Genomic DNA, 24,170 nt, shown 5'->3' with positions numbered 1-24,170 from the left:
CCTAGTTGACTTATCGGAAATATTTGTATAATATGTAGTTAATTCTATAACGTATTGCTGATTGGAGAAACCAAAGGCATTTTATCTATTGATAAAATGCCTTTGGTTTTTTTATTATACAAATGCTGAATCTATTCATTTAAATGAATCATTTCAAGGAGGGGAAGAAGTGACTGTTTCAATTGATGGGGTATCAAAATATTTTTCGAAACAAACTGGTACGGTTCAAGTATTAGAAGATATTAATTTTCAATTAGAGAAAGGTGATTTTGTCACTGTAATCGGACCGAGTGGTTGTGGGAAAAGTACGCTTTTGAAAATTGTTGCGGGGTTAGATAACGAATTTGAAGGTGAAGTTATCATCGATGGAGAGCAAATTGTAAAACCGAGTAAAAAACAAGGTTTTATTTTTCAAGAACATCGTTTATTTCCGTGGTTAACAGTTGAAGAAAATGTTGCTGCAGATCTGTCGTTAAAAGATAAGTATGTAAAAGACAAGGTAAAGGAATGGGTTGAAATCGTTCGATTGGATGGTTTTGAAAAATCATATCCGAAAGAAATTTCAGGCGGAATGTCACAACGTGTTGCGATTGCGAGGGCTTTATTAAGAGATCCGAATGTATTATTACTTGATGAACCATTTGGGGCACTGGATGCTTTTACTCGAAGTCATTTGCAAGAAGTGCTGCTGAACATTTGGGAACAAAAGAAAACGACAATGATATTTGTTACTCATGATATAGACGAGGCGATATATCTTTCAAACCGAATTATCATCATGAGTACAAAGCCTGGGAAAATACATAAAGTTATTGAAAATAGTTTGCCTTATCCGCGAAATAAAACTTCTCAATCGTTCCAACAACTTCGAACGAAGGTGCTACATCAGTTTGAACACGGGGGACTGATTCAAACAAGTATATAGGAAAAGGGTGGATTATATATGTATAAAAAATGTAAGGTTCTTTCTTTTGCATTAGTTATATCTTTACTTTTATTAGGATGTGAAAAAAACACTGCAAGTAGTAAGAAAGAAGAGGTAACAATACAAATTGGTATACAGCAAGGATTAAGCCCGCTCTTACTGGCACAGAAAAAAGGGTGGTTTGAAGAGGAGTTAAAAAAAGAAGGAGTTAAGGTGAAATGGACAGAGTTTCAAAGCGGACCTCCTTATTTTGAGGCAATCGCATCAAATCGGTTGGATTTTGGTGAAGTGGGGAACTCCCCAGTTATTTCAGCGCAAGCTGCAGGTATTGAATTTACTGAAATTGCTAATACAAGTTATGCGAGAAAAGGAACAGGGATTCTTGTACAAAAAGATAGCAAGATTACGAGTGTAAAAGATTTAAAAGGTAAAAAAATTGCAGTAGCAAAAGGAAGTAGCGCATTTAATTTATTATATCGAGCATTAGAAAAAGAAGGTATAAATGCGAAAGATGTAAATGTCATTCAACTGCAACCAGATGAAGCGCAGCCGGCATTTGAATCCGGATCAGTAGATGCATGGGCCATTTGGGATCCATTCATTTCACTACATACGTTAAATAAAGGGGCAAAGGTTATTGCAGATGGTGAACTATTAAATGTTTCTTCACCAGAGTTTTTAATTGCGAGAACAAAATTTGCGAAGGAACATCCAGAATTAGTTGAGAAATTCCTTAAAGTTTATGAAAAAGCACGTGTATGGCAAGAGTCAAACTTAGATGAAGCGATAAAAATATATACTTCTGCAAAGAAGATAGATGAAGAAATTGTAAAAGAAGTGTTTGATCACGACAAACCAATTTTAGTTCCGGTAACGAAAGAAATAATAGCCGAACAGCAAAAGACAGCGGATTTTCAATATAAGCTCGGCTCTATAAAGAAAGAAATCAAAACAGATAAAGTTGTAGATAATTCTTTCGTAGAAAAAGCATTAAAGGCGAAATGAAAAGAGGTTTTGTAAATTGGAGAATACGAAAGCTGTTATGAAAAGGGCGAGTATAACGATTGGCAAAAACAATGTAAAGAAAGTGCGAAAGACGAATGTAAAAGTGCTAGTAAGAGCGATTACTATACCGATTATCGTATTAATTATTTGGCAGTTAGCCGGCGTATTCGATTTAGTTTCTAAAACAGTTTTACCAACGCCATTAGATATATTACTAGCTTTTCAAGAACTTATTAAAACAGGAGAGTTATTCGGTCATTTAAGTATCAGTGTATTTAGGGCTGCGGCTGGTTTCTTTATCGGCGGGAGTTTAGGAATTATTTTAGGAACGATTGTTGGATTTTCAACGAGAAGTGAGCAATATTTAGATCCATCTGTACAAATGTTAAGAACTGTACCTCATTTAGCTGTTGCGCCACTTTTCGTATTATGGTTCGGTTTTGGAGAAACATCGAAAGTATTATTAATTGCGGACGGTGCATTTTTTCCTCTATACGTAAACGCGTTTTTAGGGATACGAGGTGTAGATTCAAAGTTATTCGATGTTGCCAGAGTGTTAGAGTTTAGTAAAAGAAAATTAATTACAAAATTAATTTTACCAGCAGCATTGCCGAACCTATTACTCGGAGCAAGATTATCATTAGGAGTTGCATGGGTGAGTTTAGTAGTAGCAGAACTTATGGGGTCTACAGAAGGTATCGGCTATATGATTATGGATGCAAGGCAATTTTCAAATACAGATATCGTATTTGTCGGCATTATTATTTTTGCATTCGTTGGAAAGTTTTCTGATTCACTCGTACGTTTACTAGAAGTGAAGTTTTTAAGATGGCGAGATAATTTTAAAGGAGAGACAGGGAATTAACATATAAAGTGAAACTTTAATCAGTAGGGGACATCCCCCACTGATTATCAGCCCTCACCAATCGGGATCTTACTGCCCGCAAATAGCGGGGTAAATTATTAGGGGTAATTTATATAGAGTATGTTAGTATACGTTTCAAAATAAATAAGGGGTGTGTAAAGATATGGAATTATTATGGTTTATTCCGGCTTATGGAGATGGTCGATATTTAGGAACGACAAAAAGAGGAAGAGCAGCTGAATATGGTTATTATAAGCAAGTTGCACAGGCAGCTGATTATTTAGGATATACTGGTGTATTACTTCCAACTGGTCAAGGTTGTGAAGATCCATGGGTGTTAGCATCAGCTCTTGCGGCTGAGACAGAGAAATTAAAATTTTTAGTAGCAGTTAGACCAGGGTTAATGTCACCGACAGTTGCAGCGAGGATGGCATCTACATTTGATAGAATTTCAGATGGGAGATTACTTATTAATGTAGTAGCTGGAGGAGATCCTGTTGAATTGCAAGGTGATGGATTGTATCTTGAACATGATGAAAGATATGAAGTTGCAGATGAATTTTTAAAGGTTTGGAAGTCAGTATTACAAGGTGAAACGATCTCTTTAGAAGGAAAACATATTAAAGTTATGGAGAGTAAAGTTGTATTTCCTCCGGTTCAAACACCGTATCCACCAATTTATTTTGGCGGATCGTCCGCTGCAGGTAAAGAAGTTGCGGCTGAACATAGTGATGTATATTTAACTTGGGGAGAGCCACCAGAGCAAGTGAAAGAGAAAATAGATGAAGTAAAAAAACTTGCGGAAGAGAAGGGGCGTAACGTACGATTTGGTATTAGACTACACGTAATTGTAAGAGAGACAGAAGAAGAAGCATGGGAAGAGGCTGAAAGGTTAATTCAATATGTAGATAATGAAACAATTGAGCTCGCTCAAAAAACATTTGCAAGATATGATTCAGTTGGACAAAAACGAATGACACATTTAAATAAAGGAACGAGAGAGTCGTTAGAGATAAGTCCTAACTTATGGGCTGGAATTGGGCTTGTAAGAGGTGGTGCTGGCACTGCGCTTGTTGGAGATCCGCATACAGTAGCAGAAAGAATAAAAGAATATGAAGCGTTAGGAATTGATACGTTTGTATTATCAGGATACCCCCATTTAGAAGAGGCATATGAAGTGGCAGAACTGTTATTTCCTTTATTGAAAGACGAGAAGGAACAAGAAAATAAAATTGTTGGTGAAATGATAGCTGATGCATATGCATTAAAAAAATAGTGAGAAATAAAGTTGAACCAATCGGCTATTAACAGGCAGTTTCACCTATGTTTTGCTTCATTTTGTTTACTGCCTGTTAATACGGGATAAAAAAACTCGCAAGTATTTCACTTGCGGGTTTTCGTCGTAAACTATTAGAAAATATGGTAAAATTAAATAGTAACTTAAGGTACGGTTGGTTGTTCAATTATCACTTCTCCAAATAGGAGGGGGGTGATAATACGTGAGTGAAATAGCGTTGCTACTGCAGGGTGGACTGTTTCTCGTTGCATTGTTAACGTTCGTCGTCGTTTTAATAGACAAGCTCAAAAAATAACAACCCACCTATGCCAATAGAATGTGGGTTGTTTTGTTTGTAAGAAACAAATAGGATAAATGAACAATCCAATCTGCTAAGTTACGTGGACTAGTGTGTAGCCGCACACTGGTCTTTTTTATTTATTTACAATTAATAATCGGTTTATGTGATTGTATTGTTCTTTTCATACTTATTATAACACAGTGTCTTTTCATCAAGAAAGGAGACCGTATGTTCTGATTTCGATTAAATAGTAGGTTTTTTTTCTTTAAATAGCCCATCCATATACTGTTTTAAAGTTTGGACATAAAATTCCTGCCTATTTACATCATTTATGCCGACAATTGGAGATGAAAGTTCATATCTCTTTTCTGATAAATGAACGACAACGTCAAATATATCAAATAGACGAATGAAACAGAACAGGCCATCTTTATCACTTAATAAAATAAAGTAATGGTTCTCGCTATTTGTATTTAATGTATTCCATAAAGAACTTTTACTTAAATCGCGAACTATACTTTTTTCTTTTAATTCCATAAAATCGGCATTTGATAGAATGTTAGAAATAACAATCGCATCTGGATCTTCAAAATAGCCATCAACAGCTTGGACAGCGAAAGTATAAGCTGTTTTTAATACACTCATTTTGTATTTACGGTTATCTAAAAGTAATTCACGTTGAATAGAGCTAGCTACTTTCGTTACACGTTCTTCTTTCCAAATTTCATTATGTAGCGAAATATCGTGCTTTTTACATAGTTTCATAATTAATGCATTGGAATAAAGTATTTCATCACTTACTTCAACAACATCTGTCTCAGCAGCCGCAAGTTCCTCACCATGTTCATTCGTATAGAGCGGGGAATCAATTTGTTTTTTCATTTGCTCAATCTTAAATTGACTTAATTTATGCCGAATTAAGGGGCGATCAATATTTGCTGTCATTTGTTCATGGCAAGTATCACAAATTGAGTTTGTGAAATAATATCCACATAATATTTCGGGGATGACATATTGTTCACTAAGTTCTTTCGTATCTTTTCTGCATATGATGCATTGTGTCATTTTTATCACCTTTACCTGCAAATTTGTATGTAATCTCATTGTAGTGTATTTATTGGTATTTTGGAATATTGTAAAGGAAAATATTATGTGAAATTCTTGCTTATTTTGGTACAATGAAGAGAAGTGCTAGTTTAAAGGAGGACGTTTTTTTGAAATCGAAAGTGCACTTTTGGACATTAGAAGTGCTAATGGTTGTAGCGATCATATTTATTTGCACAAAAATATCGTTTCTATTTCAACCGATTGGTATCTTCATATCAACGTTGTTTTTCCCAATCTTAATCGCGTTATTTTTATACTTCATATTTAACCCATTGTTAGTCTTTTTGGAGAATAAAAAAGTACCTAGAAATTTAGCGATTTTACTGTTATATCTTTTTATTATAACATTAACTGCAGTTGGAGTTGGGGTAGTTGTTCCAACGATCTCGCAACAGTTAATGGATTTAGTAAAAAATATGCCCGGTTATATTAAAGAGGGAAAACTATACATACAAGATTTATCCCATCATAGATTGTTTGAATGGTTATCTACACAAAACTATGTTTCCATTGAAACAATTGAAAAAAATGCAATTGAATACTTAAAAGATATACCAAACACAATTACGTCGAGTGCAACGGCTTTATTTGGTATTATAACGAACGTCGCATTAGTTATCTTTACAGTACCGTTTATTTTATTTTATATGTTTAAAGATGGACATGCGTTTCCAGGGAAAGCAGTTAGTCTATTACCTGAGTCTTACCGTGAAGAAGGACTTCGTATCATTAAGGAAACGAACGAAACATTATCTGCATATATTCAAGGACAAGCGCTCGTTTGTATATTTGTAGGTGCTTTTACTTTTATCGGTTATTTAATTATCGATTTACCGTACGCTTTCGTTTTAGGAATTATAGCAGCATTTACAAATATCATTCCTAACCTAGGTCCATTTATCGGTGCAGCACCAGCTGTTATTGTAGGTCTGTTCGTATCTCCGATGCAAGCGTTGTACGTAATTATTATCGTAACAATTGTACAACAGTTTGAAAGTAACATCATTTCACCGCGTATTATGAGTTCAAAATTAAATATCCATCCGTTAACAATTATTATTTTAATTTTAGGGGTAGGTAACTTTGCGGGAATTATCGGAATGATTTTGGCAGTACCAGTTTATGCAGTAACAAAAACAGTTGTATCGAACTTAGTGAGATTGTTTAAGACGAAACGAAGTAATCGAAAATAGTATAAGTTGAGAAAGATACACCGCTTTTTAAGTGGTGTATCTTTTGTTTGTTAATCAATGTAAAAAAGTGTATGCATATACTTTTATTATATATTTATTACATATCAAATATAACGATAAACTTGTATGATATAGCCCCAATAAAACTATGTGGAATCCCTCTGAACTATCCAAATCATTTCCTTACAGCGTGCTAGCAACATCATAATCGACCCCTTTCAAATTTTATATTTTTAAAAGATTATAGATGAGAGTAGTACTTGCTTCTACGATCTCGAATTTCGTCTATAACCTGTTTATATTGTTGTTCTTGTTTTAATTCCGCATCAGAATAGTTTTTTTTCTGAATTGTAATTGTTAAAAAGAAAAGGTGAAACTTCATGATACATTCCTCCTTTCGAAAGGAATTATAGATGGCTACAGTAGTGACTTTGACGTTCTTTTACATCCTCCATAGCTTTATTAATTTGATGGTCATGCAATATCTCACTGTCTGAGAACTTAGTTTTGTGAATGGTGATCGTTAAAAAGAATACTTTAAATTTCATTTGTTTTTTCCCCTTTAAAAGTTATTTAGAAAAGACGGCTGTAATAAGAAGCTTGGTGCTCTTTCACTTCGTCCATAATAGTTTGAATGTGTTGCTCACGCAAAATCTCACTTTGAGAAAGCTTACGTTTTTGAATGGTGATTGTTAAAAAGAATGCTTTGAATTTCATGAAGGTATTGCTCCTTTAAAATATATTTTTAATACATTTGCGTATAGTATGAACTTTTAATGTCAGTCATTTTATCAGTCAGTTGTTTTAATTGTTGTTTACGAATGATTTCATCTTCAGATAAAGTGTTTTTCTGAAGTACAGTTGTAAAAAAGAAAATATGAAAAGTCATAAATGAATTCCTCCTTTCGAAAAGGAATTACAGGTGATCACAATAAAGCGCTTGGCGCTCCTTAACATCATTCATAGCTTTTTCAATTTGCTCATTATGAAAAATTTCATCTTTGGAAATTGTATTTCTTTGAATCGTAATACTTAAAAACAATACGCTAATGGTCATCGAATGTTGCTCCTTTCTTTAAAAAATAATATAAGAGGCTAAAAAATCGCACAAAAAAGCCACAGGAAGATATAGTTCTCCTATGGCTGGGCGTCAAAAGGCCACAGGAAAGTATACGACCTCCTGTGGCGAATTTATGAATTAATAGAAATAAAGTGCGATTTTCAATTCTCCATTAGGGTGGTCGAATTCATATTTAATTGTCCGAAAAACAAAGGTGCAGTTAACGCTAAAGTTAAAGCATGTAATTGTAATTTCATCATTTCCTTCGACCTCCTTTTAGAATTTTTTCTTACGTTAGTAAGTATATACAATTAATGGATAATTGTAAACATAAAAATTGAAAATTTTTAATTTTGATTAAAATGCATATATTTTAAAGGGTTTTGGAAAGAAGTATTGTAATGAACGAAATATCGATAAAATGGGGGATGCTAAATGAAATATATGCATCGTAATGTAGTTGTTATGCTAACAATTTTTTTATGTATTACTGCTTGTTCTAGCGGAGAAAGAATAAAAGAAATATCTGATGTTGAACCTAGTGACTTTAAGAAATATGCTGGGACATACGTTGGTAATAACTCAGATGTAGTTGCAATTGTTAATCATTTACCCGGTGGTGATACATTTCAAAGTATTAGTTTGGAGAATGAAAGTATAAAGGTAAACTATGGTGCAAATGGAACTCTGACAGAAGACATGGTTGAGACGTATTGGTTTGATGGCAAGGACACAATGGAGAAGAATTTTCTCTTTAACGTTATTTATCTAGCGATTTTAGTACCAAATGCGAAAAGTTACGAGTTTCAAGTAGAAAATAAAAATTTCACGATAAAAAGAGAAGATATACTATCAATCTTGTATGAAAAATTTGATGATTTTCCAAAAGAAAATGATATATGGGATAAAAAGAAAGTAGTAAAGTTCCTTAACGATAATAGCGAAAAAATTACAATGTTTATAAATGAGAAAGAGTTTCGGAAATCTATATTTGTTAAATATCCAGTGCAGTAGTTGAAATGATAGGAGGAGAATAGGTGGAGTTAGTATACAAAATTACTTATCATCGAATGCAAGATCATTATTTACCTAAGTTATTACAGGCAATTAGCCTCGTTAGTGAAGAAGATTTGTGGAAACAAAGGGACTCTATTAATTCAATTGGTGGAATCGTACTGCATATTAGTGAACATATACAGAGAAATACTAGTCGTTATAAAAATCCAAATATAGTTTTTGAAAAGGGAATCGAGGAGTATTTTCCAGTAAAGCGACAACGTACTGAAGTTTTGCTACAGTACGTTGAAGAAGTATTTGATGAATGGAGAAAAGCATATTTACAAGCATGCGAAGAAAAAAAGCATATGGATCTTCATAGCTTATTACATTTAGCGGAGCATACAAGTTATCATTTAGGGCAAGTAGTAGATCGTACAAAGTCCATAACGGAACAACAATTTAACTTTTGTCAAAATGGAATAAATGAAAAGAATTTGAGAACAAGAGTTGAAACTTCAACATTTTAGAAAGAGAGCCATTCTTAAACGAATGACTCTCTTTTTTTGTAAAAGAAATTTATGGAAATAAATAATTTAATGTGATATGGTTAATTACATAAGTAATGAACCTAAGAACCTAAGGTGGTGAAATTGTGAAACCTACTCTGGAGCAAAATAAATTAATATACTTACAAATTGCAGAAACGATTGAATCTGATATTTTAAAAGACATATTACTTGAAGAAGAACAAGTTCCATCAACAAATCAATTTGCGAAGATGTTACAAATAAATCCAGCTACTGCAGCTAAAGGGGTAAATGTATTAGTGGATGAAGGGATTCTATATAAAAAGAGAGGGATTGGGATGTTTGTTGCAAAGGGAGCGAAAGAAGTCGTACTTAAAAAAAGACAAAATACTTTTATGACTGAATATTTACCTAAAGTGTGGGAAGAAGCAAAAGTACTAGAAATATCCAAAGATGAATTGATGGATATGATTCAAAAAATTACGAAGGAAGGGAAATAGGGATGATTGCACTTGAAACAAAAGCCGTAACGAAAAAATATAAAAAGAAAATAGCAGTAAATGAAGTAACGATTTCATTGGAAGAGCATAAAATATATGGTTTGCTCGGTAGAAACGGGGCAGGAAAAACGACACTATTAAATTTACTTGCAGGCCAAATTACTTCAAGTAGTGGAAGTATATCAATATTTGGCGAACATGTTTTTGAAAATAGTAAAGCGATGCAAAATATTTGTTTTATTAAAGTGAAAGAAGCTGCGTATCTAAATAATAAAATTAAAGAAATTTTTAATTTATGTAACATGTTTTATAAAAACTGGGATCAAGAGTTTGCTGAAGAACTTGCCAAGAAATTTCAACTTAATTTGAAAGAAAAATACCATAAACTATCACATGGAATGCAAACTGTTGTAGGAATTATTCAAGGATTAGCAAGTAGGGCGCCAATTACCATTTTTGATGAACCAACTACAGGTTTAGACGCAGCACATCGCGAGTTGTTTTATAGTTTACTACTAGAAGATTACGGTGAGTATCCACGAACAATTATATTATCAACACATTTAGTAGAAGAAGTAACCCATGTTATTGAAGATGTAATCATCATAAAAGCAGGCGCACTTGTTGTTCAATCATCGGTGGAAGATTTATTGCAACAAGCTCATATTATTTCAGGAAAAAAAGATAAAGTAGATGAGTTTTCGATAAATAAAAAAATAATAAATCGAGAAGTTTATGGAAATAAGGGGATTGCTGTTATATGGGAAGAACTTTCTAATGAAGATTATTACTCTCTTGAAAAAGAAGGGTTACTGATTGATAGAATTACATTACAAAAACTATTTATACACATAACTGGTGGTGAAGTGAAATGACGATGTTAATGAAGCAAATGCTGCTCATTTAAATGGAGCGAACATTGGTTATTTACCTGAAATTATAAATAACCCTTCAATAGCAATTATGTTATTTATAGTAGGGAGTGTTTTCATCATACAAGATGAGCTATTTCGTTTAGCAGTTTCATTCGGTGTAACGAGAATACAATATTTTATCGGAGCAATTTGTTACATTGTACTTCAATCTGCATTATTTTCATTTCTTCAAGTTATGCTTTTACAAGATTTAAAATATAACTTAGTAAATGTTAATTTTGGACAGCAATCGGTACAACAATTTATTTTGCAATTTTTATTTTATGTTACAACAGCATGTTTCTTTCAAGTGGTAGTAGTTTTTAAGCAACGATTTAAGTGGATTGGTCTTATGATTGGTGGAACACTTTTCTTATCAACAAATAGTGTGCTTTATGGGGAAGCAGGAGTAACCAGTTTATTATTTACGAGTGATGTATCCTCAGTAGATATTCCATATTTTACTGTTATTTCAATTGGATTAACTGTTCTTTATATCATAACTAGTAGTATATTTATTCGAAAAGTATCATTCGAAAAAACGATTTAAAATAGTATTAGATTACTATAGAGAGAAGGGTAGCAAATGGGAGACACATCTTCACTCATTACATTTTTTTTATGCATTGCACTAATAATATTCTGGCGTCGTTATCGATCTATGTATAAACCTATAAAGGGAACTGGGCTACGTATTTTGTGGCCATTATTATTTTTAACACCGGGTGTTTTATGGTTTTTTGGTCCCGTACATCCAGCTATAGTACAAGTAGTTATAGCAGTATCGATTGGAATTCTTCTCGCCGTACCACTTATAGTTTTAACAAATTATGAACGAAGAGATGATGGGAATATTTATACGAAAAAAAGTGCAGCTTTTTTAATTACTTTTATTGCACTTGTCTTTTTAAGATATGGTTCAAGACAATATATTGTTGACTTAGATCAACAAACAATTGGTTTATTATTTTATGTTGTTGCTGTCTCGTATATTATTCCTTGGAGAATTGCTTGTTATATAAAGTTTAGGAAAGTTTGGCGGGAAAATAATAATCATGCTTTATAAGAAAAAACTTTTCTTTTGAGAAGTTTTTTCTTTTTATATGTAATTGAAATCATTTGTTGAAGTGCAAGCTACCATACAATATGATGAATATAAAAAGAGAAAGTAGGGGATATAAAAATGCGTACAATTTTACTTTTTCTAAACGACATGTCTATTAATGAAATAGAGAACATTAGGAAAAAACATGATCCTTTATTTGGTTTAATCCCACCGCATATTACAATTGTATTCCCATTTGAAAGCTCGATTTCAAATGATGAGCTGAAATTACATATTTTAAAATTATCAAAAGGGATACAAGAGATAGAAATAGAATTTGCGAATCAAATTTCGGGTGAAGGGGAATATTTATTTTTACGAGTTGAAAAGGGGCAAAAACAAATAGAAGAACTACATGACTTGCTATATACAGGAGCCTTATTACAATTTTTGAAAGAAGATATTCCGTATATACCGCATGTAACAGTCGGGAGAAAAGAACGTACTGAGTTAGCTGCTGAAGTAGCTAAGGATATTCATAATTTCCCTGAAAAGTTACAATGTATAGTTGATAGAGTTAGTGTAGAGCGAATTGGAGAGAATGGGGAATCAATTATAGAATTTGAAGTACCGTTGCAAAAAAGCTGACAAGTGTCAGCTTTTTTTATCCGTAATATGAAGTAAAGCACCAATCGCACCGCTATTACCACCATCTCGTAAAAAGATTGGTGTTTTCTTTTGATATTTTGTGTAGTTACTAATAATATTTTGAAGGTGTACGTTATTACATAGAGTGGAACCAATATAAATAATATGGTCAATGTTTTTTGTTTCGGCGAATTGAAGGCTTAATGCAGTAACAACTTCACCGACAAGTCCTTGCACAGTTGCTAGTATATCAGCACTACTAAAATTTGAATCTGTTTTGGTAGCTTTACCAAAATTGCTTGCAGTTAAGCTATTATCAATAGGAGAGAGAATGCCACCATAAATATCACCGACCGTAATATCTAGTTCTTTTCTAGAACCTAATTTTGTTAAAGGAATCACATCTTCAAAATGATCTATATTTGTTAACAATTTTGAAAGCCCCATAATAGTACCACCGCCAACACCCGTTCCACCAGCTCGAGTATATTTTTCATTATAAACGTAATGAATGGAAGTACCTGTACCTATATTTGTTAAAATAAAGTTGTTTATATCATATTGCTCTTCTTTTAATATGTATCGGACACCTACAAGAGTAGCTTCAAATTCGTTTAGTTCTACTATATTATATGAGTCTGAAAGTAGTTGCTGTAATTGTTTTGCTTTACCACCTGTTATACATATTTGTTTTATACGAGTGCTTTTCTTAAGCCAATCTATTATTTTATCTTGTTCATTTGAATAAAATTTTTCAAAAGCTAATTGCTTTTGTTCGTTCAAATAAGCAATTTTCGTTAATGTTCCTCCAGCATCGATACCGATAGTACTTTCCATTTTCCTGCTCCTAACCAAGTAATTTGTTTACTCTGTTCATGTTGGCGAGACGAATTTGTAGGAGGGAGATATCCTGACGAATTACATCGTCTCTATTCTGCTTGATATATTAATAGCTTTTCTATAGTTACAATCGGCTGATCGTTAATAGTTGCAGTACCTTTACCGAGAATAAAACCTCGACGATTGCGAGTAAGCTTATAATGTAAATCAAGTTTATCACCGGGATATGCGTTTCCGTGGAATTCAACCCCATCCAACGAAGAGAGGAAGCCTAGCCCTTCAGAGTCACTTGTATTTACAAATGCACTAAGCTGAGCAAGTGCTTCTACAATTAACATATGAGGCATATGTTTTTGATTATCATTTATAAACCACTCATTATTTGAAATCAGTTTATATCCCGTAACGGATTCACCATGTTTTACATTTGTTACTTTATCAATCATTAAAAAAGGATAACGATGAGGAAGAGTGTCTTGAATATGCATATGAAAGTACCTCCAATAAATAATACCCCTGCTACAGTTAAGCAGGGGAGTTATCATTAATTTTTAACTAATTCATTTACTTTTTCAAGAGAAAAAATACCGCTATTTCTAATGTTTTCAACAACTTGTTGTAACACTTCTTTATCTTGAACAAGTGCAATACGTACAAAGCCTTCTCCATGAGGTCCAAATGCATGACCTGGTGTAACAACGACATTCGCACGATCCATTAATGCATAAGCGAAATCTATCGAAGTCCAGCCTTTCGGAATTTCGGCCCAGACGAACATACTACCAGCTGGTTTATCAACATTCCAACCAAATGTTCGGAATCCATCAACTAAAGTATCTCTACGTTCTTGATAAATACCGCGATTTTTCTCACAAAACGCAGCGCCATTTCTTAGTGCCGCTGATGCCGCTTTTTGAATTGGTAAAAACACACCATAATCTGTATTTGATTTAAATTGAGTAAGTGCACGAACAATTTCTTCGTTTCCAATCATATATCCAATACGGCTACCTGCTAAACTATAACTTTTTGATAAAGAGTTGATTTCTACTCCAACTTCTTTAGCACCAGGTACAGAGAGGAAGCTAATTGGTTTATTACCATCAAAATAAAATTCAGCATAAGCAAAATCATGGACAACAATAATGTTATGCTTTTTCGCAAATGCAATTACCTCTTTAAAGAAATCTGCATGAGCCATTGCTGGAACCGGATTCCCTGGGAAGTTTAAAATCATCATCTTCGCTTGATCGGCAATTTCTTCAGGAATTAGCTCTAAGTTAGGTAAGAAATCATTTTCTTTCTTTAATGGCATGTAGTAAGATGTTGCACCAGCCATTTGAATTCCAGTTTCATAAGCTGTATATCCTGGATCCGGAACTAATATAATATCTCCCGGATTTGCATAAACCATAGGTAAATGAACGAGTCCGTCTTGTGAACCCATTAATAATAAAACTTCTTTATCGGCATTTAATTTAACGTTATGAGTGTTGTTGTAATATTCAGTTACAGCTTCGTGAAATTCTTGAATACCACTTAATGTGTATCCATAGCTTTCTTTTTCACTTGCTGTATGTACCATTTCTTCTCTTACGAAGTCAGCAGGCGGCATATCAGGATTCCCGATACTTAAATCAATCATTTTGTGACCTGCTGCAATTTTTTCTTTTTTATAAGCCCCTAATTCACTAAATATAGAAGATTGGAATGCTTTCATTCTAGTTGCTAACGTGTAAGTCATCAAAACCCCTCCTAAAAACAGTGTTTTCTTTCTGCGTTTTTAATTATTCTGAAAACACATGTTTACATTTTATCATTTTTTTATGAAAATTAAAACGATTGACAAATTTAGAGGGAGGATAATAAGGAGAAACATAAAAAACGCAGAAAATATTTTCTGCGTCTTATATGAAGTGTAATCATTTCTTTTTATATGTACATAACTTTTCTACTGCATAAAAGTATACATTTAATTTGCCATCGACAACTTTTAAAGTTTGATCCGATGTAAATGAGTTACCATAATCAATGTGATATACATTAGAATTCTTTACAAATGAGCCTTTGTATAAATCTTCTTTTTCCTTTGATGTTTGCATCTCCACTAAATATTGAACAATTTTTTCTTTCTTTTCTTCTTTTACAACTGTTTCAAATTTATAAGATGCAGGGCAAAGACCATTTTTGTTGTCAACGACTTCCCAAGAACCGTATATATCATTATTGCTACATCCGCTAAGTAGAACGATGAATATTGGAATAATTAATAGAACCTTTTTCATTTTGTACTCCTTTCTTTTCATTTTTAATAAACGTGCGAATACGATACGAATATTGTAATAAATAAAGTTTAAATTTTTATAAAGAATTATTTAATTTCACATAAAAATTTAGGCGGAATTGAAAAAGCATGAATCTAGTGTAAAGTCAGATCCATGCCGAGTACAGTAGCCTATGTTATGTCTCTTTTGAGGAAATATAAAGAGGAAAATAGGATTACTATCCCATTTAAAATATATATAATTGCAACAATGAAGGCTAGCCCACCTGCGCCAAATCCAGCTTTATCAAATATAGAAGCGAATGCTACGGTAGCAAAAAAAACAATAGGAGTTAGTAGTAAAAAAATGAAACCTGCGATAATTCTTCTTTTAAGGTTATGTCCAGATAAGGAAATTGCTAAAAAGTTTATGATGCTAAACAGAGCTAATACAAAAATAAAGATACTAAATAACTGCATACCATCAGACAATTTCGCACCTCCTGTATATATCATGTTAGTATACTGTATTCGAAAGTGAAAGAGGGTACTCCTTTAAATAATTATAATAAGCGTAATAAATAAGGCTTTATATAACAAAGACGCATGGATTAATCTAATATGGTCCATGCGTCTTTATTTATGCTATAAATTCGCAGATTGCGAAGGTTGTTTTTCATATTGTTTCTGTTTAGATAATGAAATGAAAATAATTAATAATGAAATCACACCGAAAATGAGAACCATATATTGCAATCCAATCGTATCTAAGAAGAAGCCTGTGCCGAGTAAGACAATTTGGAACATAACTCTCTCAAACATATTACGGAATGAGAAGAGACGACCATGATAGCTTTTTTCCACTTTCGTTTGGAAAATTGTCGACATAATAGGGAAGAAGCAACCAACACTAAAACCAAATAAACCAAATGATGTAAGAGACATCCATTTTATATCGCTAAAGAACAAGGAAAGGTGTGCAAAAGCGGTACAAACAGCGAAGAAATATAATAATTTTTCAGGTTTGAAATGGTCAGATAAACGTTTAATAACGAAGGCCCCTAACATAAATGCGACACCTTCAATGGTATATATAAAGCCTTTAATCGTTGGATCATGTTGTATTTCACTAATGTTGATTACCATTAAATTAAATCCGGCTATAAATAATAGAGGGATAATACTTAATATAAGTGCTGTAAAAGCAATAGGAATTCCTTTTAAAATACGAAATACTTCCATAAAGCTATTATCTTTCGCAGCTTGTTTACTTGGTGTTGTTGATTTCTTATCTTCGAATTGTAGGAAGAAAGTTGAGAGGAATAATAAAGCGTATGCTGCCATTGAGAAGGCATACATATACTGTAAACTCATTACAACTAAAAGAATTCCACCTAGTGAAGTACCTGCAATACGAGCGATTGTACCTACATTCATATGTACACCGTTCATCTGTAATAACTCATGCTCACGTACGATGAGTGGAATTACAGATTGTAATGCAGGGAAGTAAAATGCTGCAGAAATTTGAAGAGCAACCATAAATGCAATCATGAAGGCAATGCTTTCAAATTGGATAGCGAAAAACATAAAAATAACACTAATAACGCGACCGAACCCAGCATAAAGAAGAACTTTTTTCTTTTCATACTGATCGATAATACGACCAGCCATAGGACCAACTAGTACACCAGCTAATAGTCCGATAAATAATATAACTGATTTCATGAAATCAGAAGGAACATATTTTTGCATAAATTCAAGGTTGCCAAGAATACCAAGCCATAGCCCTAGACCAGCAATAAACTCCCCAATTAACACAATCCAAACATTTTTATTACGCCACATAATGTAAAACCTCTCCGTCTTTTAAAATGAAAAACTCGTATATAAAACCTCCTTATTTTATGTATTATTTTCAACGAACTTTTTTAGAGTCAGAGTCTATATTACGTGTTTCATGAGTGGATTTCAATCTTTTTGATTTGTCAAAAATTTGATTTGTTAGTTGCTAAAATAAGCAATGAAAATGTAAAAATTTTATGATGAAGTGTCTTTTAAAAATAAGGATAAATATAAAGAAATTAAAAAAGCAAGAACGCATATACTACGTCTTGCTTTTCTCAAGTACAAAATTAAATATTAGATTGGCTTAGCAGCATTTACGTTCTTGTCCAATAGCTAAAGCGCTAAAAGATAGAGGACCAATAACTTCTGCACTTGCACCACTAGTTAGGTTTTCTACAGTTAATGAGTATTCGTGTGTTCCACTACTAACATTTTGATCTATAGCTTGAAATGTTTGAGCATAGAATTGTTCAGAATCTGTAGATTCAATACCTACTTGTGTATTAAAAATTTCAATGTTATCACGGAAAATTCGGAATAAAATTTGTGAAATCTCAGTTATACCTTCTACACCAACTGTAGCTATTAATTCTACTCGATTATTACGTGAATCTCTACTTGAAATTCTTAATTTCAAATTTGCTAGAATTGCTTTATTTGGAGAAGTTGGGATTGCAAAAGTTGTTTCACCAGTTTTACTTATAGGTTGAGTAGCTTGGTAATCAATGATATGAGTCATATTTGTCACCTCCTCATATACTAAAATATGAAATTTACGATAAAATAGCTTGGACAAATAATAGAATGTTTTAAGAGAATTGAGCAAAATTGATCAAAAGAGGGAGATTACATGAGGGCATCAAGAAATATATCACAATTACGTGATATATTTCTTGATGCTTTTTTTAATTAAGCAGAATATTCTTCTTTACGTACTTCGAAAAATTCATTACGACGTAAGTAATTATAAACTTTCTCGGAAACCTTTTCTTCTTCAGACATTAAGAAACGATGATCAAAAGCATAGAATGATTGACCTTTAATTAATTTTACGTAGTATATTTTACACGCCTCCTCTAGCATAATTGGAGCTTAATTAATATTATGATGGCCTATATGCTTGTTAATCATACTTGGAGTTTCAAAGGATAGAAGCTACGTAAATTGAAAAAGCTTACAAAACTGTAATGTTGTTGTCACGTTTTCCGATAGTTAAAAATAACCAACCTCTCCTATACTAGAAATATGTAACATAAAATAAGGGGGGAAAAAGATGGATGAAGTAATTGGAGAAGTTGTAGCAGGTATGTGTGAATTTGTAGTTGAAGTAACGGCAGATGCTATTGGAAATTTAGTTTCTAGAAATAATGAGGAAAAAGAAACGATATAAAAATATAAAGGCTGATTTCTAAAGGGAAATCAGCCTTTATATTTTTACATTATATTAATATTATTTAAATATTTGTTTGTTAGGATGGAGATGAAACCAATATTGGAGGTGATTAAAATAAATATGCCGAGTTTGGGATTAGATTTATCTAATTCTCGTTTAATTATGGCGAATATAGACGAAAGGGAATATCATTTTATTATACGTGAACATCCGATTTTAGGGAAAATTATATCGCTACTTGAAAATGGAAAAGAATACGGCTTAATGGATAAACAAATCGCTAATAAAGATAAATTTATAAAATCGGAGCTTATTAAATTAGATTATTTTAACATAGATGTTCTACAGCATACACCTGAATGGATATGGATTGGTATGGATCAATTTGGTTTACATGCTCGTGAGGCTACTTATAACGAAGTAGACGTTATTATGAAGTTAAAAGAGGATTTATATTATATAGATGTATATGAAAAAGTAAAAATGTAATAAATATTTAGTCAGGTTAGGGGACAAGTTTCCGTAGCCTTTTTTGTTTAGGAATAAAACGTAAAATTTATATTATATTGATGATAGGAAAGCATGATAAGAAGTAAGCTGAAAAGAGGATTTGAAAATACATAAAGAGAACTTTAATTATTATATGAATCCTATATGTAAATAACAATAGAAAGCAGATGATAAAATGAGTAAAGAAGAGCTTGTGAAACAACAGTTTGGTAATAATGCTGAAAAATATGTAAAAAGTAAAATTCATGCTAATGGACCAGACTTACAATATGTAGTTCAACAAGTTGAGTCTCGTCATAATAATCGTCTTCTTGATATTGCTACTGGCGGTGGACATGTTGCGAATATATTAGCTCCATTGTTTAAAGAAGTAGTTGCCTTAGACTTAACAGAAAAAATGTTAGAGAATGCGAAAAATTTTATTATCAGTAATGGACATGAAAATGTATCTTTTATTGCTGGAAACGCTGAAAGTTTACCGTTTGCTGATGGTTTTTTTGATACAATTACGTGCCGAATTGCAGCACATCATTTTACGAATCCACCTCAGTTTATATATGAAGTAAATCGTACGTTAGAACATAATGGATTGTTTATTTTAATAGATAATGTTTCACCGGAAAATAATGAATACGATACATTTTATAATTTTATAGAAAAAAAGCGGGATCCGAGTCATGAACGAGCGCTGAAAAAAACAGAATGGATTACCTTGTTAGAAAAAAACGGTTTGCAAATGCAGTCATGTCTTACTTTTGACAAGAGATTTGAATTTGACTGGTGGTGCGATATGATGAATGTACCTTTGCAGAAACGTATGAAATTAACAGAGTGTATGATGAAAACACCAGTTGAAATGCAAGAATTCTTTAATATTCAAATTGAAAATAATAAAATAAATTCGTTTTATACTGAAATGGCATTGTTTGTATGTAAAAAAAGCGCGACATTAAAAAGATAAATTTCTTGCAGTCTTTTCAAAGTACGTTATACTTAGTACAGAGAAAATGAGAATTGAGGAAAAGTAATAATGATTCGCGTACGTATTGAAGGAACTGAAGAAGAAATGCTTGAATTTATGGAGAAAATGCCGGACATTCCTGGATTTGAAAAAACACATATGAGAGAACCGAGAAAAGGGAATAATCCAAAATACGATTCAAGTAAGAATGTATTAGCATATTTATCATATAAAAGGATTGAAGTCGCCAATAAATAGGCGGCTTTTTTAGTTTGCACTGTTTCACAGCCTTGTCTTTTTTACATAATAATAGTAGTAGATTATGTTGAAGAGGGGTGAGGATAGTTAAAAAGAAAATCATCTTTTTTGGAGACTTTGGTATTGACGATGCTGTGGCGTTAATTTATGCAAATAAAACATGTAAATTAGATATCATAGGTATTGTTGCTGAATATGGGAATGTATCGCGAGAAATCGTAACAGAAAATGTGTATTTTTTAGAAAGATACTATGCTACAGAAGTGAAAATCATTGAGGGTGCAGCTAGACCAATGACAGCGGAAGAACCATTTTTCTTTCCCGAAATTCATGGGGATCACGGTTTGGGGCCGATTATTCCACCTGATATGAGGATTTGTAAACGGGAAAATTTTTGTGAGTTAATTAAATTAATCGAGCCTTGTCCAGAAGATATTATTATCGTAGCGACTGGACGATTAACAACATTGGCAACGTTATTTTTATTATATCCAAATGTAATGGATAAGGTATGTTCATATTATATTATGGGCGGTGCGTTTTTATTTCCTGGTAACGTTACTCCTGTATCAGAAGCTAATTTTTATGGAGATCCAATCGCCGCAAATATTGTGATGAAGTACGCAAAGAATGCGACTATTTATCCGTTAAATGTAACGCAAGCGGCCCTCATTACTCCTGAAATGGTGGATATTATTAATAAAGAAGGAACAGGACAGGCGAAACTTATTAAACCGATGATCGATTTTTATTATGAGAACTTTTATAAAAAAGAATACCCGGGTATTGCTGGAAGTCCGATTCACGATTTACTTCCGTTCATTTCCTTTATTAATGATGATATTTTTGAATATAAAAAGTCAGCAGTTTGGATCAGTACGACAAATGACGTAACAAGAGGACAAAGTGTGGCAGACTTTAGAAAAATAGCCGAGCCAACAACATTTGATAATAGACCAATTCAAAAAATTGCAGTTGGTTTTAACTATCCTGCATTTAAAGAAGAGTTTATGCGGACAATATTAAAGCCTGACTGTCCTTAATATGTGTATTACGAATAACATCAACCTCGAGTCGAAAAACTGGCCTTTCATTATTTTGAAATAATCTAATAGTTGATCTGTATGAATAACTATTGAAAAATGTAACATAACTAATGGTAAGCAATTGTTTCTAATTATATTTTGATTGGTAAAATATAAAGGAGGTTATCATATGATTTGGTCTTTAATCGTCGGTGGTATATTAGGATGGCTTGCGAGCTTAATTACTGGAAAGGACGTACCTGGTGGTGTAATTGGTAATATTATTGCTGGTATTATCGGTTCATGGATTGGTTCGAAATTACTTGGTAGTTTTGGTCCAGTCATTGGTGGATATGCAATTATTCCAGCTTTAATCGGTGCGATCGTTTTAATTTTCATCGTAAGCTTCTTATTACGAGCAATGCGAAAATGAATGTAAGGACTGTTTACATTTGTAAGCAGTCCTTTTTATATGTTATGCTAGTATTATACAATCAGGAGGTGTCAGCATTGAAAACATTTACAGTAAATTTCCATCAAGAAGATAATGCTAAAGCGACAACAGTACATAAATTAAGTGAAGAGGACTTCAACAAAGCAACAGAAAAAGGCACTCGTCATCTATTTGATTTAGATACAAACGTTGGATTCTTCGTATTCTTTGACGCAGAAGATGCAGAAGGAAACGATCAATACTTAATGTTACAATACGAAGGTGATCATGAAGAGCCAACTGCGTGCTACGGATTTGATTTAAAACTATACTATCAATTTTTAGCACTGTACTTAAATGATCTTGAGTTCCAAGGTGAAACAGATGAAGAAGAGGAAGAGTATGGCCCAATTCATCATTTAGCTCACTTACTTTATCATATTGTTGAAGATGGTAAGTCAATCGAAGTGTAAAAATACATATGTAAAGCTGTCCTTTTTGGATAGCTTTTTTTTATTATTATGATGAATGTTATGGTTTGCATTATGGTAAATGGATTTCTGATGGTGATAAATGGTTTGATTAAACAGAAAAAGCAACAAAGAAGACTCATCTTTCTTTGTTGCTTTTTCTACGTTTCAGGAAGGATTGCAGTGTAAATGGCGAGAAGGGATATATAAGGAGATGGAAAAAATGATAAATAATACAATTCCAAGTTTTTTAAAATTATGGGAAAGTAACGATGTAGAATTAGCAGTCCTCAACCAATACTTTACTTCGCATCCAGAGATATTTGAAGAATACTTTAAGTATCATTGTCCATATACGAGAGAACGAGTTTCTAATGCCATTAAACGATATCCCGCAAAAATAGAAGATATTCATATCATTGCAGAAACATTACCGATTATTATTCAAGAGATAACGAATGAATATCATAATAATTATAACTTTGATGTAAATATGAAGTTTCATTTATTTGTTGGAGCTTTTGGCTCTAATGCATTTGTAGAAAGGGAAATTATTGGAGACATCTTTTTTGCGGCAGAAAAATTATCTCCAGATGTAAATCACCTTCGTGTTATTGTCGCTCACGAAATAGGACATATATATCATAATGTTATGTTACAAAATGATGGAATGGATTGGACAAAAGCTGAGTGGACTGACGCGGCAGTTACTTTGTATCGTGAAGGTGTTGCAACATATTTATCAAAGCAAATTATAAAAGGTGTAAATGAATCAGTGTACTACTCATATAACAATGATGGTGAACGTTGGTTACAATGCTATATAGAAAATGAAAAACAAATAAAGAATCGTTTTTTGGAAGATTATATAGAAGGATGGACGTTCGAAAAAGAGAAAGAGTGGTTCCGGTTATCTGGCGGACAATACTTTGGATACAACCGAATGGGTTATTTTTTAGGAACAGCTTTTGTAGAGGATGTTGTACAAGCACTAGGAGAAAGTGAAGCATTTATTTTTTGGAACAAATATAATTTGAAAAGTAGCGTAATGGATTGGTTATCGAAAGGAATAAGATTATAATAGGGGGCTGAAATGTATGAAAGTGTATGTAAAGATAGCTATGTTATTTCTCGCTTTTACATGCCTATTGGCATTAGTAGCATGTAAAGGGACAGACGAAAAAAAGGAAACAAATCCAACTTCGGAAAATAGTAAAAACGAACAAAATAATTCTTCTGAAGAAAAGAAAGAGCCTGAAGCAAAATCAAATAATGAAGGATCAACAAAATCAGGTACAAATTCACGCTCGAAAGATACAGTAATCAATCAAAAATCAATTAACCATGTGAAAGAATTGTTTGAACTAGCGAAAGAAGGAAAAGTACCTAATGTTCCGTTCGCAGCTCATACAGGAGATATTGAAGAAATAGAAAAAGCGTGGGGAAAAGCAGATAAAACGGAACAAGCAGAAAACGGAATGTACGCTACCTTTATAAATAAAAATGTTTCCTTCGGTTTTAATAAAGGATCACAAGTTTTTGATGTACGCTCCTATCATGCAGAGCTAAAATCAATTACATTAAAAGAAATAGAGAAAGTATTAGGAAAATCATCTTCAGTTAAAGTGAATGGGGAAGATAAAATATATGTATATAAAGTGAACAATCAGTTTGAGTTGAAATTCATTATTCCAAAATCGACAGGTAAAGTTAATCATATTTCTGTATTTTCACCAGAGGATAGTATTAATAAAATGGCAGGGTGATGAAAAAGGATGTCACAAAGTCTTAAAACTTTGTGACA

Annotated in this window: 34 protein-coding genes and 1 pseudogene; 21 read left to right on the top strand and 14 right to left on the bottom strand. The window is 32.7% G+C overall.

Translation table 11 applies throughout. The annotated features are described in order from the left end of the window. The first annotated feature begins 169 nt into the window (after window positions 1-169). From ACU8YW_RS14455 to ACU8YW_RS14435, 5 genes are all read left to right on the top strand, one after another. A complete protein-coding gene (locus ACU8YW_RS14455) occupies window positions 170-925 on the top strand; it encodes an ABC transporter ATP-binding protein (RefSeq protein ID WP_262720080.1) in 756 nt (251 codons plus the stop codon). Between the two features lie 18 nt (window positions 926-943). Next, window positions 944-1,930, top strand: a complete 987-nt coding sequence (locus ACU8YW_RS14450; protein ID WP_088063764.1) for an aliphatic sulfonate ABC transporter substrate-binding protein — start codon at window positions 944-946, stop codon at window positions 1,928-1,930. A 16-nt stretch (window positions 1,931-1,946) separates the two neighbouring features. Continuing rightward, complete coding sequence (locus tag ACU8YW_RS14445; protein ID WP_048566196.1) at window positions 1,947-2,795, top strand: ABC transporter permease; 849 nt, start codon at window positions 1,947-1,949, stop codon at window positions 2,793-2,795. Window positions 2,796-2,958: 163 nt separating this feature from the next. Then, on the top strand, window positions 2,959-4,071 hold the full coding sequence (gene ssuD / locus ACU8YW_RS14440) for an FMNH2-dependent alkanesulfonate monooxygenase (RefSeq protein WP_262720079.1): 1,113 nt from the start codon (window positions 2,959-2,961) through the stop codon (window positions 4,069-4,071). A 223-nt stretch (window positions 4,072-4,294) separates the two neighbouring features. Further along, the gene (locus ACU8YW_RS14435; protein ID WP_001289320.1) at window positions 4,295-4,387 is read left to right on the top strand and encodes a putative holin-like toxin; all 93 of its coding nucleotides are present in this window, start codon (window positions 4,295-4,297) and stop codon (window positions 4,385-4,387) included. Window positions 4,388-4,615: 228 nt separating this feature from the next. Here ACU8YW_RS14435 and ACU8YW_RS14430 read toward each other — a convergent pair whose 3' ends face one another. Continuing rightward, the gene (locus tag ACU8YW_RS14430; protein ID WP_426934317.1) at window positions 4,616-5,437 is read right to left on the bottom strand and encodes an HNH endonuclease; all 822 of its coding nucleotides are present in this window, start codon (window positions 5,435-5,437) and stop codon (window positions 4,616-4,618) included. Between the two features lie 149 nt (window positions 5,438-5,586). On the opposite strand from ACU8YW_RS14430, the gene ACU8YW_RS14425 reads away from it, so the two are divergent. Beyond that, window positions 5,587-6,672 (top strand): AI-2E family transporter, encoded by a 1,086-nt coding sequence (locus ACU8YW_RS14425; protein ID WP_000837880.1) that lies wholly within the window; start codon window positions 5,587-5,589, stop codon window positions 6,670-6,672. Between the two features lie 241 nt (window positions 6,673-6,913). Here the strand turns inward: ACU8YW_RS14425 and ACU8YW_RS14420 are convergent, their stop codons facing one another. From ACU8YW_RS14420 to ACU8YW_RS14400, 5 genes are read right to left on the bottom strand one after another with little or no spacing between them, the layout of a single operon-like run. After that, entirely contained in the window at window positions 6,914-7,054 is a 141-nt protein-coding gene (locus ACU8YW_RS14420) for a YrzI family small protein (protein WP_064473550.1), read from the bottom strand. A 25-nt stretch (window positions 7,055-7,079) separates the two neighbouring features. Next, window positions 7,080-7,220 (bottom strand): YrzI family small protein, encoded by a 141-nt coding sequence (locus ACU8YW_RS14415; protein ID WP_064469812.1) that lies wholly within the window; start codon window positions 7,218-7,220, stop codon window positions 7,080-7,082. Window positions 7,221-7,245: 25 nt separating this feature from the next. Continuing rightward, window positions 7,246-7,389, bottom strand: a complete 144-nt coding sequence (locus tag ACU8YW_RS14410) for a YrzI family small protein (protein WP_017560126.1) — start codon at window positions 7,387-7,389, stop codon at window positions 7,246-7,248. A gap of 28 nt (window positions 7,390-7,417) precedes the next feature. Continuing rightward, window positions 7,418-7,561, bottom strand: a complete 144-nt coding sequence (locus ACU8YW_RS14405) for a YrzI family small protein (protein ID WP_000142721.1) — start codon at window positions 7,559-7,561, stop codon at window positions 7,418-7,420. A gap of 27 nt (window positions 7,562-7,588) precedes the next feature. Further along, on the bottom strand, window positions 7,589-7,729 hold the full coding sequence (locus ACU8YW_RS14400; RefSeq protein WP_000156189.1) for a YrzI family small protein: 141 nt from the start codon (window positions 7,727-7,729) through the stop codon (window positions 7,589-7,591). Window positions 7,730-8,167: 438 nt separating this feature from the next. Between ACU8YW_RS14400 and ACU8YW_RS14395 the strand changes: the two genes are divergently transcribed. The 7 genes and pseudogenes from ACU8YW_RS14395 (at window position 8,168) to ACU8YW_RS14365 (ending at window position 12,365) form a co-directional block, all read left to right on the top strand. Further along, window positions 8,168-8,746 carry a DUF4825 domain-containing protein gene (locus tag ACU8YW_RS14395; RefSeq protein WP_088608858.1) on the top strand — a complete coding sequence of 193 codons (579 nt, stop codon included), beginning with the start codon at window positions 8,168-8,170 and terminating at the stop codon, window positions 8,744-8,746. 23 nt (window positions 8,747-8,769) lie between these two features. Beyond that, entirely contained in the window at window positions 8,770-9,258 is a 489-nt protein-coding gene (locus ACU8YW_RS14390; protein WP_088608857.1) for a DinB family protein, read from the top strand. Between the two features lie 125 nt (window positions 9,259-9,383). Next, on the top strand, window positions 9,384-9,758 hold the full coding sequence (locus tag ACU8YW_RS14385) for a GntR family transcriptional regulator (protein ID WP_000805192.1): 375 nt from the start codon (window positions 9,384-9,386) through the stop codon (window positions 9,756-9,758). 2 nt (window positions 9,759-9,760) lie between these two features. Then, window positions 9,761-10,633 carry an ATP-binding cassette domain-containing protein gene (locus ACU8YW_RS14380; RefSeq protein WP_340437135.1) on the top strand — a complete coding sequence of 291 codons (873 nt, stop codon included), beginning with the start codon at window positions 9,761-9,763 and terminating at the stop codon, window positions 10,631-10,633. Between the two features lie 16 nt (window positions 10,634-10,649). Then, a pseudogene (locus ACU8YW_RS14375) lies at window positions 10,650-11,222 on the top strand (DUF4052 family protein); the annotation flags it as partial. A 36-nt stretch (window positions 11,223-11,258) separates the two neighbouring features. Beyond that, window positions 11,259-11,738 carry a CcdC family protein gene (locus ACU8YW_RS14370; RefSeq protein WP_098133253.1) on the top strand — a complete coding sequence of 160 codons (480 nt, stop codon included), beginning with the start codon at window positions 11,259-11,261 and terminating at the stop codon, window positions 11,736-11,738. A 117-nt stretch (window positions 11,739-11,855) separates the two neighbouring features. Beyond that, window positions 11,856-12,365: a 2'-5' RNA ligase family protein gene (locus ACU8YW_RS14365; RefSeq protein WP_098133252.1), complete on the top strand. Its 510-nt coding sequence runs from the start codon at window positions 11,856-11,858 to the stop codon at window positions 12,363-12,365. Between the two features lie 6 nt (window positions 12,366-12,371). On the opposite strand, the gene coaW is transcribed toward ACU8YW_RS14365, so the two are convergent. The 8 genes from coaW to ACU8YW_RS14325 form a co-directional block, all read right to left on the bottom strand. Continuing rightward, window positions 12,372-13,202 (bottom strand): type II pantothenate kinase, encoded by an 831-nt coding sequence (gene coaW, locus ACU8YW_RS14360; RefSeq protein ID WP_098133251.1) that lies wholly within the window; start codon window positions 13,200-13,202, stop codon window positions 12,372-12,374. 92 nt (window positions 13,203-13,294) lie between these two features. Further along, window positions 13,295-13,693, bottom strand: a complete 399-nt coding sequence (locus ACU8YW_RS14355) for a 3-hydroxyacyl-ACP dehydratase FabZ family protein (RefSeq protein ID WP_087983795.1) — start codon at window positions 13,691-13,693, stop codon at window positions 13,295-13,297. Window positions 13,694-13,749: 56 nt separating this feature from the next. Further along, window positions 13,750-14,949 carry an LL-diaminopimelate aminotransferase gene (locus ACU8YW_RS14350; protein WP_262720077.1) on the bottom strand — a complete coding sequence of 400 codons (1,200 nt, stop codon included), beginning with the start codon at window positions 14,947-14,949 and terminating at the stop codon, window positions 13,750-13,752. Between the two features lie 178 nt (window positions 14,950-15,127). Further along, a complete protein-coding gene (locus ACU8YW_RS14345; RefSeq protein ID WP_061673347.1) occupies window positions 15,128-15,490 on the bottom strand; it encodes a hypothetical protein in 363 nt (120 codons plus the stop codon). Between the two features lie 170 nt (window positions 15,491-15,660). Further along, window positions 15,661-15,960: a hypothetical protein gene (locus ACU8YW_RS14340; RefSeq protein WP_088608851.1), complete on the bottom strand. Its 300-nt coding sequence runs from the start codon at window positions 15,958-15,960 to the stop codon at window positions 15,661-15,663. Window positions 15,961-16,113: 153 nt separating this feature from the next. After that, window positions 16,114-17,316, bottom strand: a complete 1,203-nt coding sequence (locus ACU8YW_RS14335; protein ID WP_088608850.1) for an MFS transporter — start codon at window positions 17,314-17,316, stop codon at window positions 16,114-16,116. 304 nt (window positions 17,317-17,620) lie between these two features. Continuing rightward, complete coding sequence (gene exsC / locus ACU8YW_RS14330) at window positions 17,621-18,055, bottom strand: exosporium protein ExsC (protein WP_446893962.1); 435 nt, start codon at window positions 18,053-18,055, stop codon at window positions 17,621-17,623. A 170-nt stretch (window positions 18,056-18,225) separates the two neighbouring features. Next, window positions 18,226-18,378: a YqbF domain-containing protein gene (locus ACU8YW_RS14325; protein ID WP_071723536.1), complete on the bottom strand. Its 153-nt coding sequence runs from the start codon at window positions 18,376-18,378 to the stop codon at window positions 18,226-18,228. Window positions 18,379-18,829: 451 nt separating this feature from the next. On the opposite strand from ACU8YW_RS14325, the gene ACU8YW_RS14320 reads away from it, so the two are divergent. The 8 genes from ACU8YW_RS14320 (at window position 18,830) to ACU8YW_RS14285 (ending at window position 24,132) form a co-directional block, all read left to right on the top strand. Then, window positions 18,830-19,198, top strand: coding sequence for a hypothetical protein (locus tag ACU8YW_RS14320; protein ID WP_088063752.1), 369 nt, complete (start codon window positions 18,830-18,832; stop codon window positions 19,196-19,198). A 196-nt stretch (window positions 19,199-19,394) separates the two neighbouring features. Next, window positions 19,395-20,180 carry a class I SAM-dependent methyltransferase gene (locus ACU8YW_RS14315; RefSeq protein WP_088063751.1) on the top strand — a complete coding sequence of 262 codons (786 nt, stop codon included), beginning with the start codon at window positions 19,395-19,397 and terminating at the stop codon, window positions 20,178-20,180. Window positions 20,181-20,249: 69 nt separating this feature from the next. After that, window positions 20,250-20,438, top strand: coding sequence for a DUF3970 family protein (locus ACU8YW_RS14310; RefSeq protein WP_088063750.1), 189 nt, complete (start codon window positions 20,250-20,252; stop codon window positions 20,436-20,438). A gap of 77 nt (window positions 20,439-20,515) precedes the next feature. Further along, window positions 20,516-21,481, top strand: coding sequence for a nucleoside hydrolase (locus ACU8YW_RS14305; RefSeq protein WP_088063749.1), 966 nt, complete (start codon window positions 20,516-20,518; stop codon window positions 21,479-21,481). A gap of 172 nt (window positions 21,482-21,653) precedes the next feature. Continuing rightward, the gene (locus ACU8YW_RS14300; protein WP_000638305.1) at window positions 21,654-21,896 is read left to right on the top strand and encodes a GlsB/YeaQ/YmgE family stress response membrane protein; all 243 of its coding nucleotides are present in this window, start codon (window positions 21,654-21,656) and stop codon (window positions 21,894-21,896) included. Between the two features lie 77 nt (window positions 21,897-21,973). Then, window positions 21,974-22,369 carry a hypothetical protein gene (locus ACU8YW_RS14295; protein WP_000847587.1) on the top strand — a complete coding sequence of 132 codons (396 nt, stop codon included), beginning with the start codon at window positions 21,974-21,976 and terminating at the stop codon, window positions 22,367-22,369. A 220-nt stretch (window positions 22,370-22,589) separates the two neighbouring features. Next, the gene (locus tag ACU8YW_RS14290; RefSeq protein ID WP_088063748.1) at window positions 22,590-23,447 is read left to right on the top strand and encodes a gluzincin family metallopeptidase; all 858 of its coding nucleotides are present in this window, start codon (window positions 22,590-22,592) and stop codon (window positions 23,445-23,447) included. 16 nt (window positions 23,448-23,463) lie between these two features. Beyond that, entirely contained in the window at window positions 23,464-24,132 is a 669-nt protein-coding gene (locus ACU8YW_RS14285) for a YjgB family protein (RefSeq protein WP_097906653.1), read from the top strand. Window positions 24,133-24,170: the final 38 nt, after the last annotated feature.

This window comes from Bacillus pretiosus (genome assembly GCF_052947655.1).
Note: the sequence above shows the minus strand (reverse complement) of the source record. Positions and strands in the feature narration are given on the sequence as shown.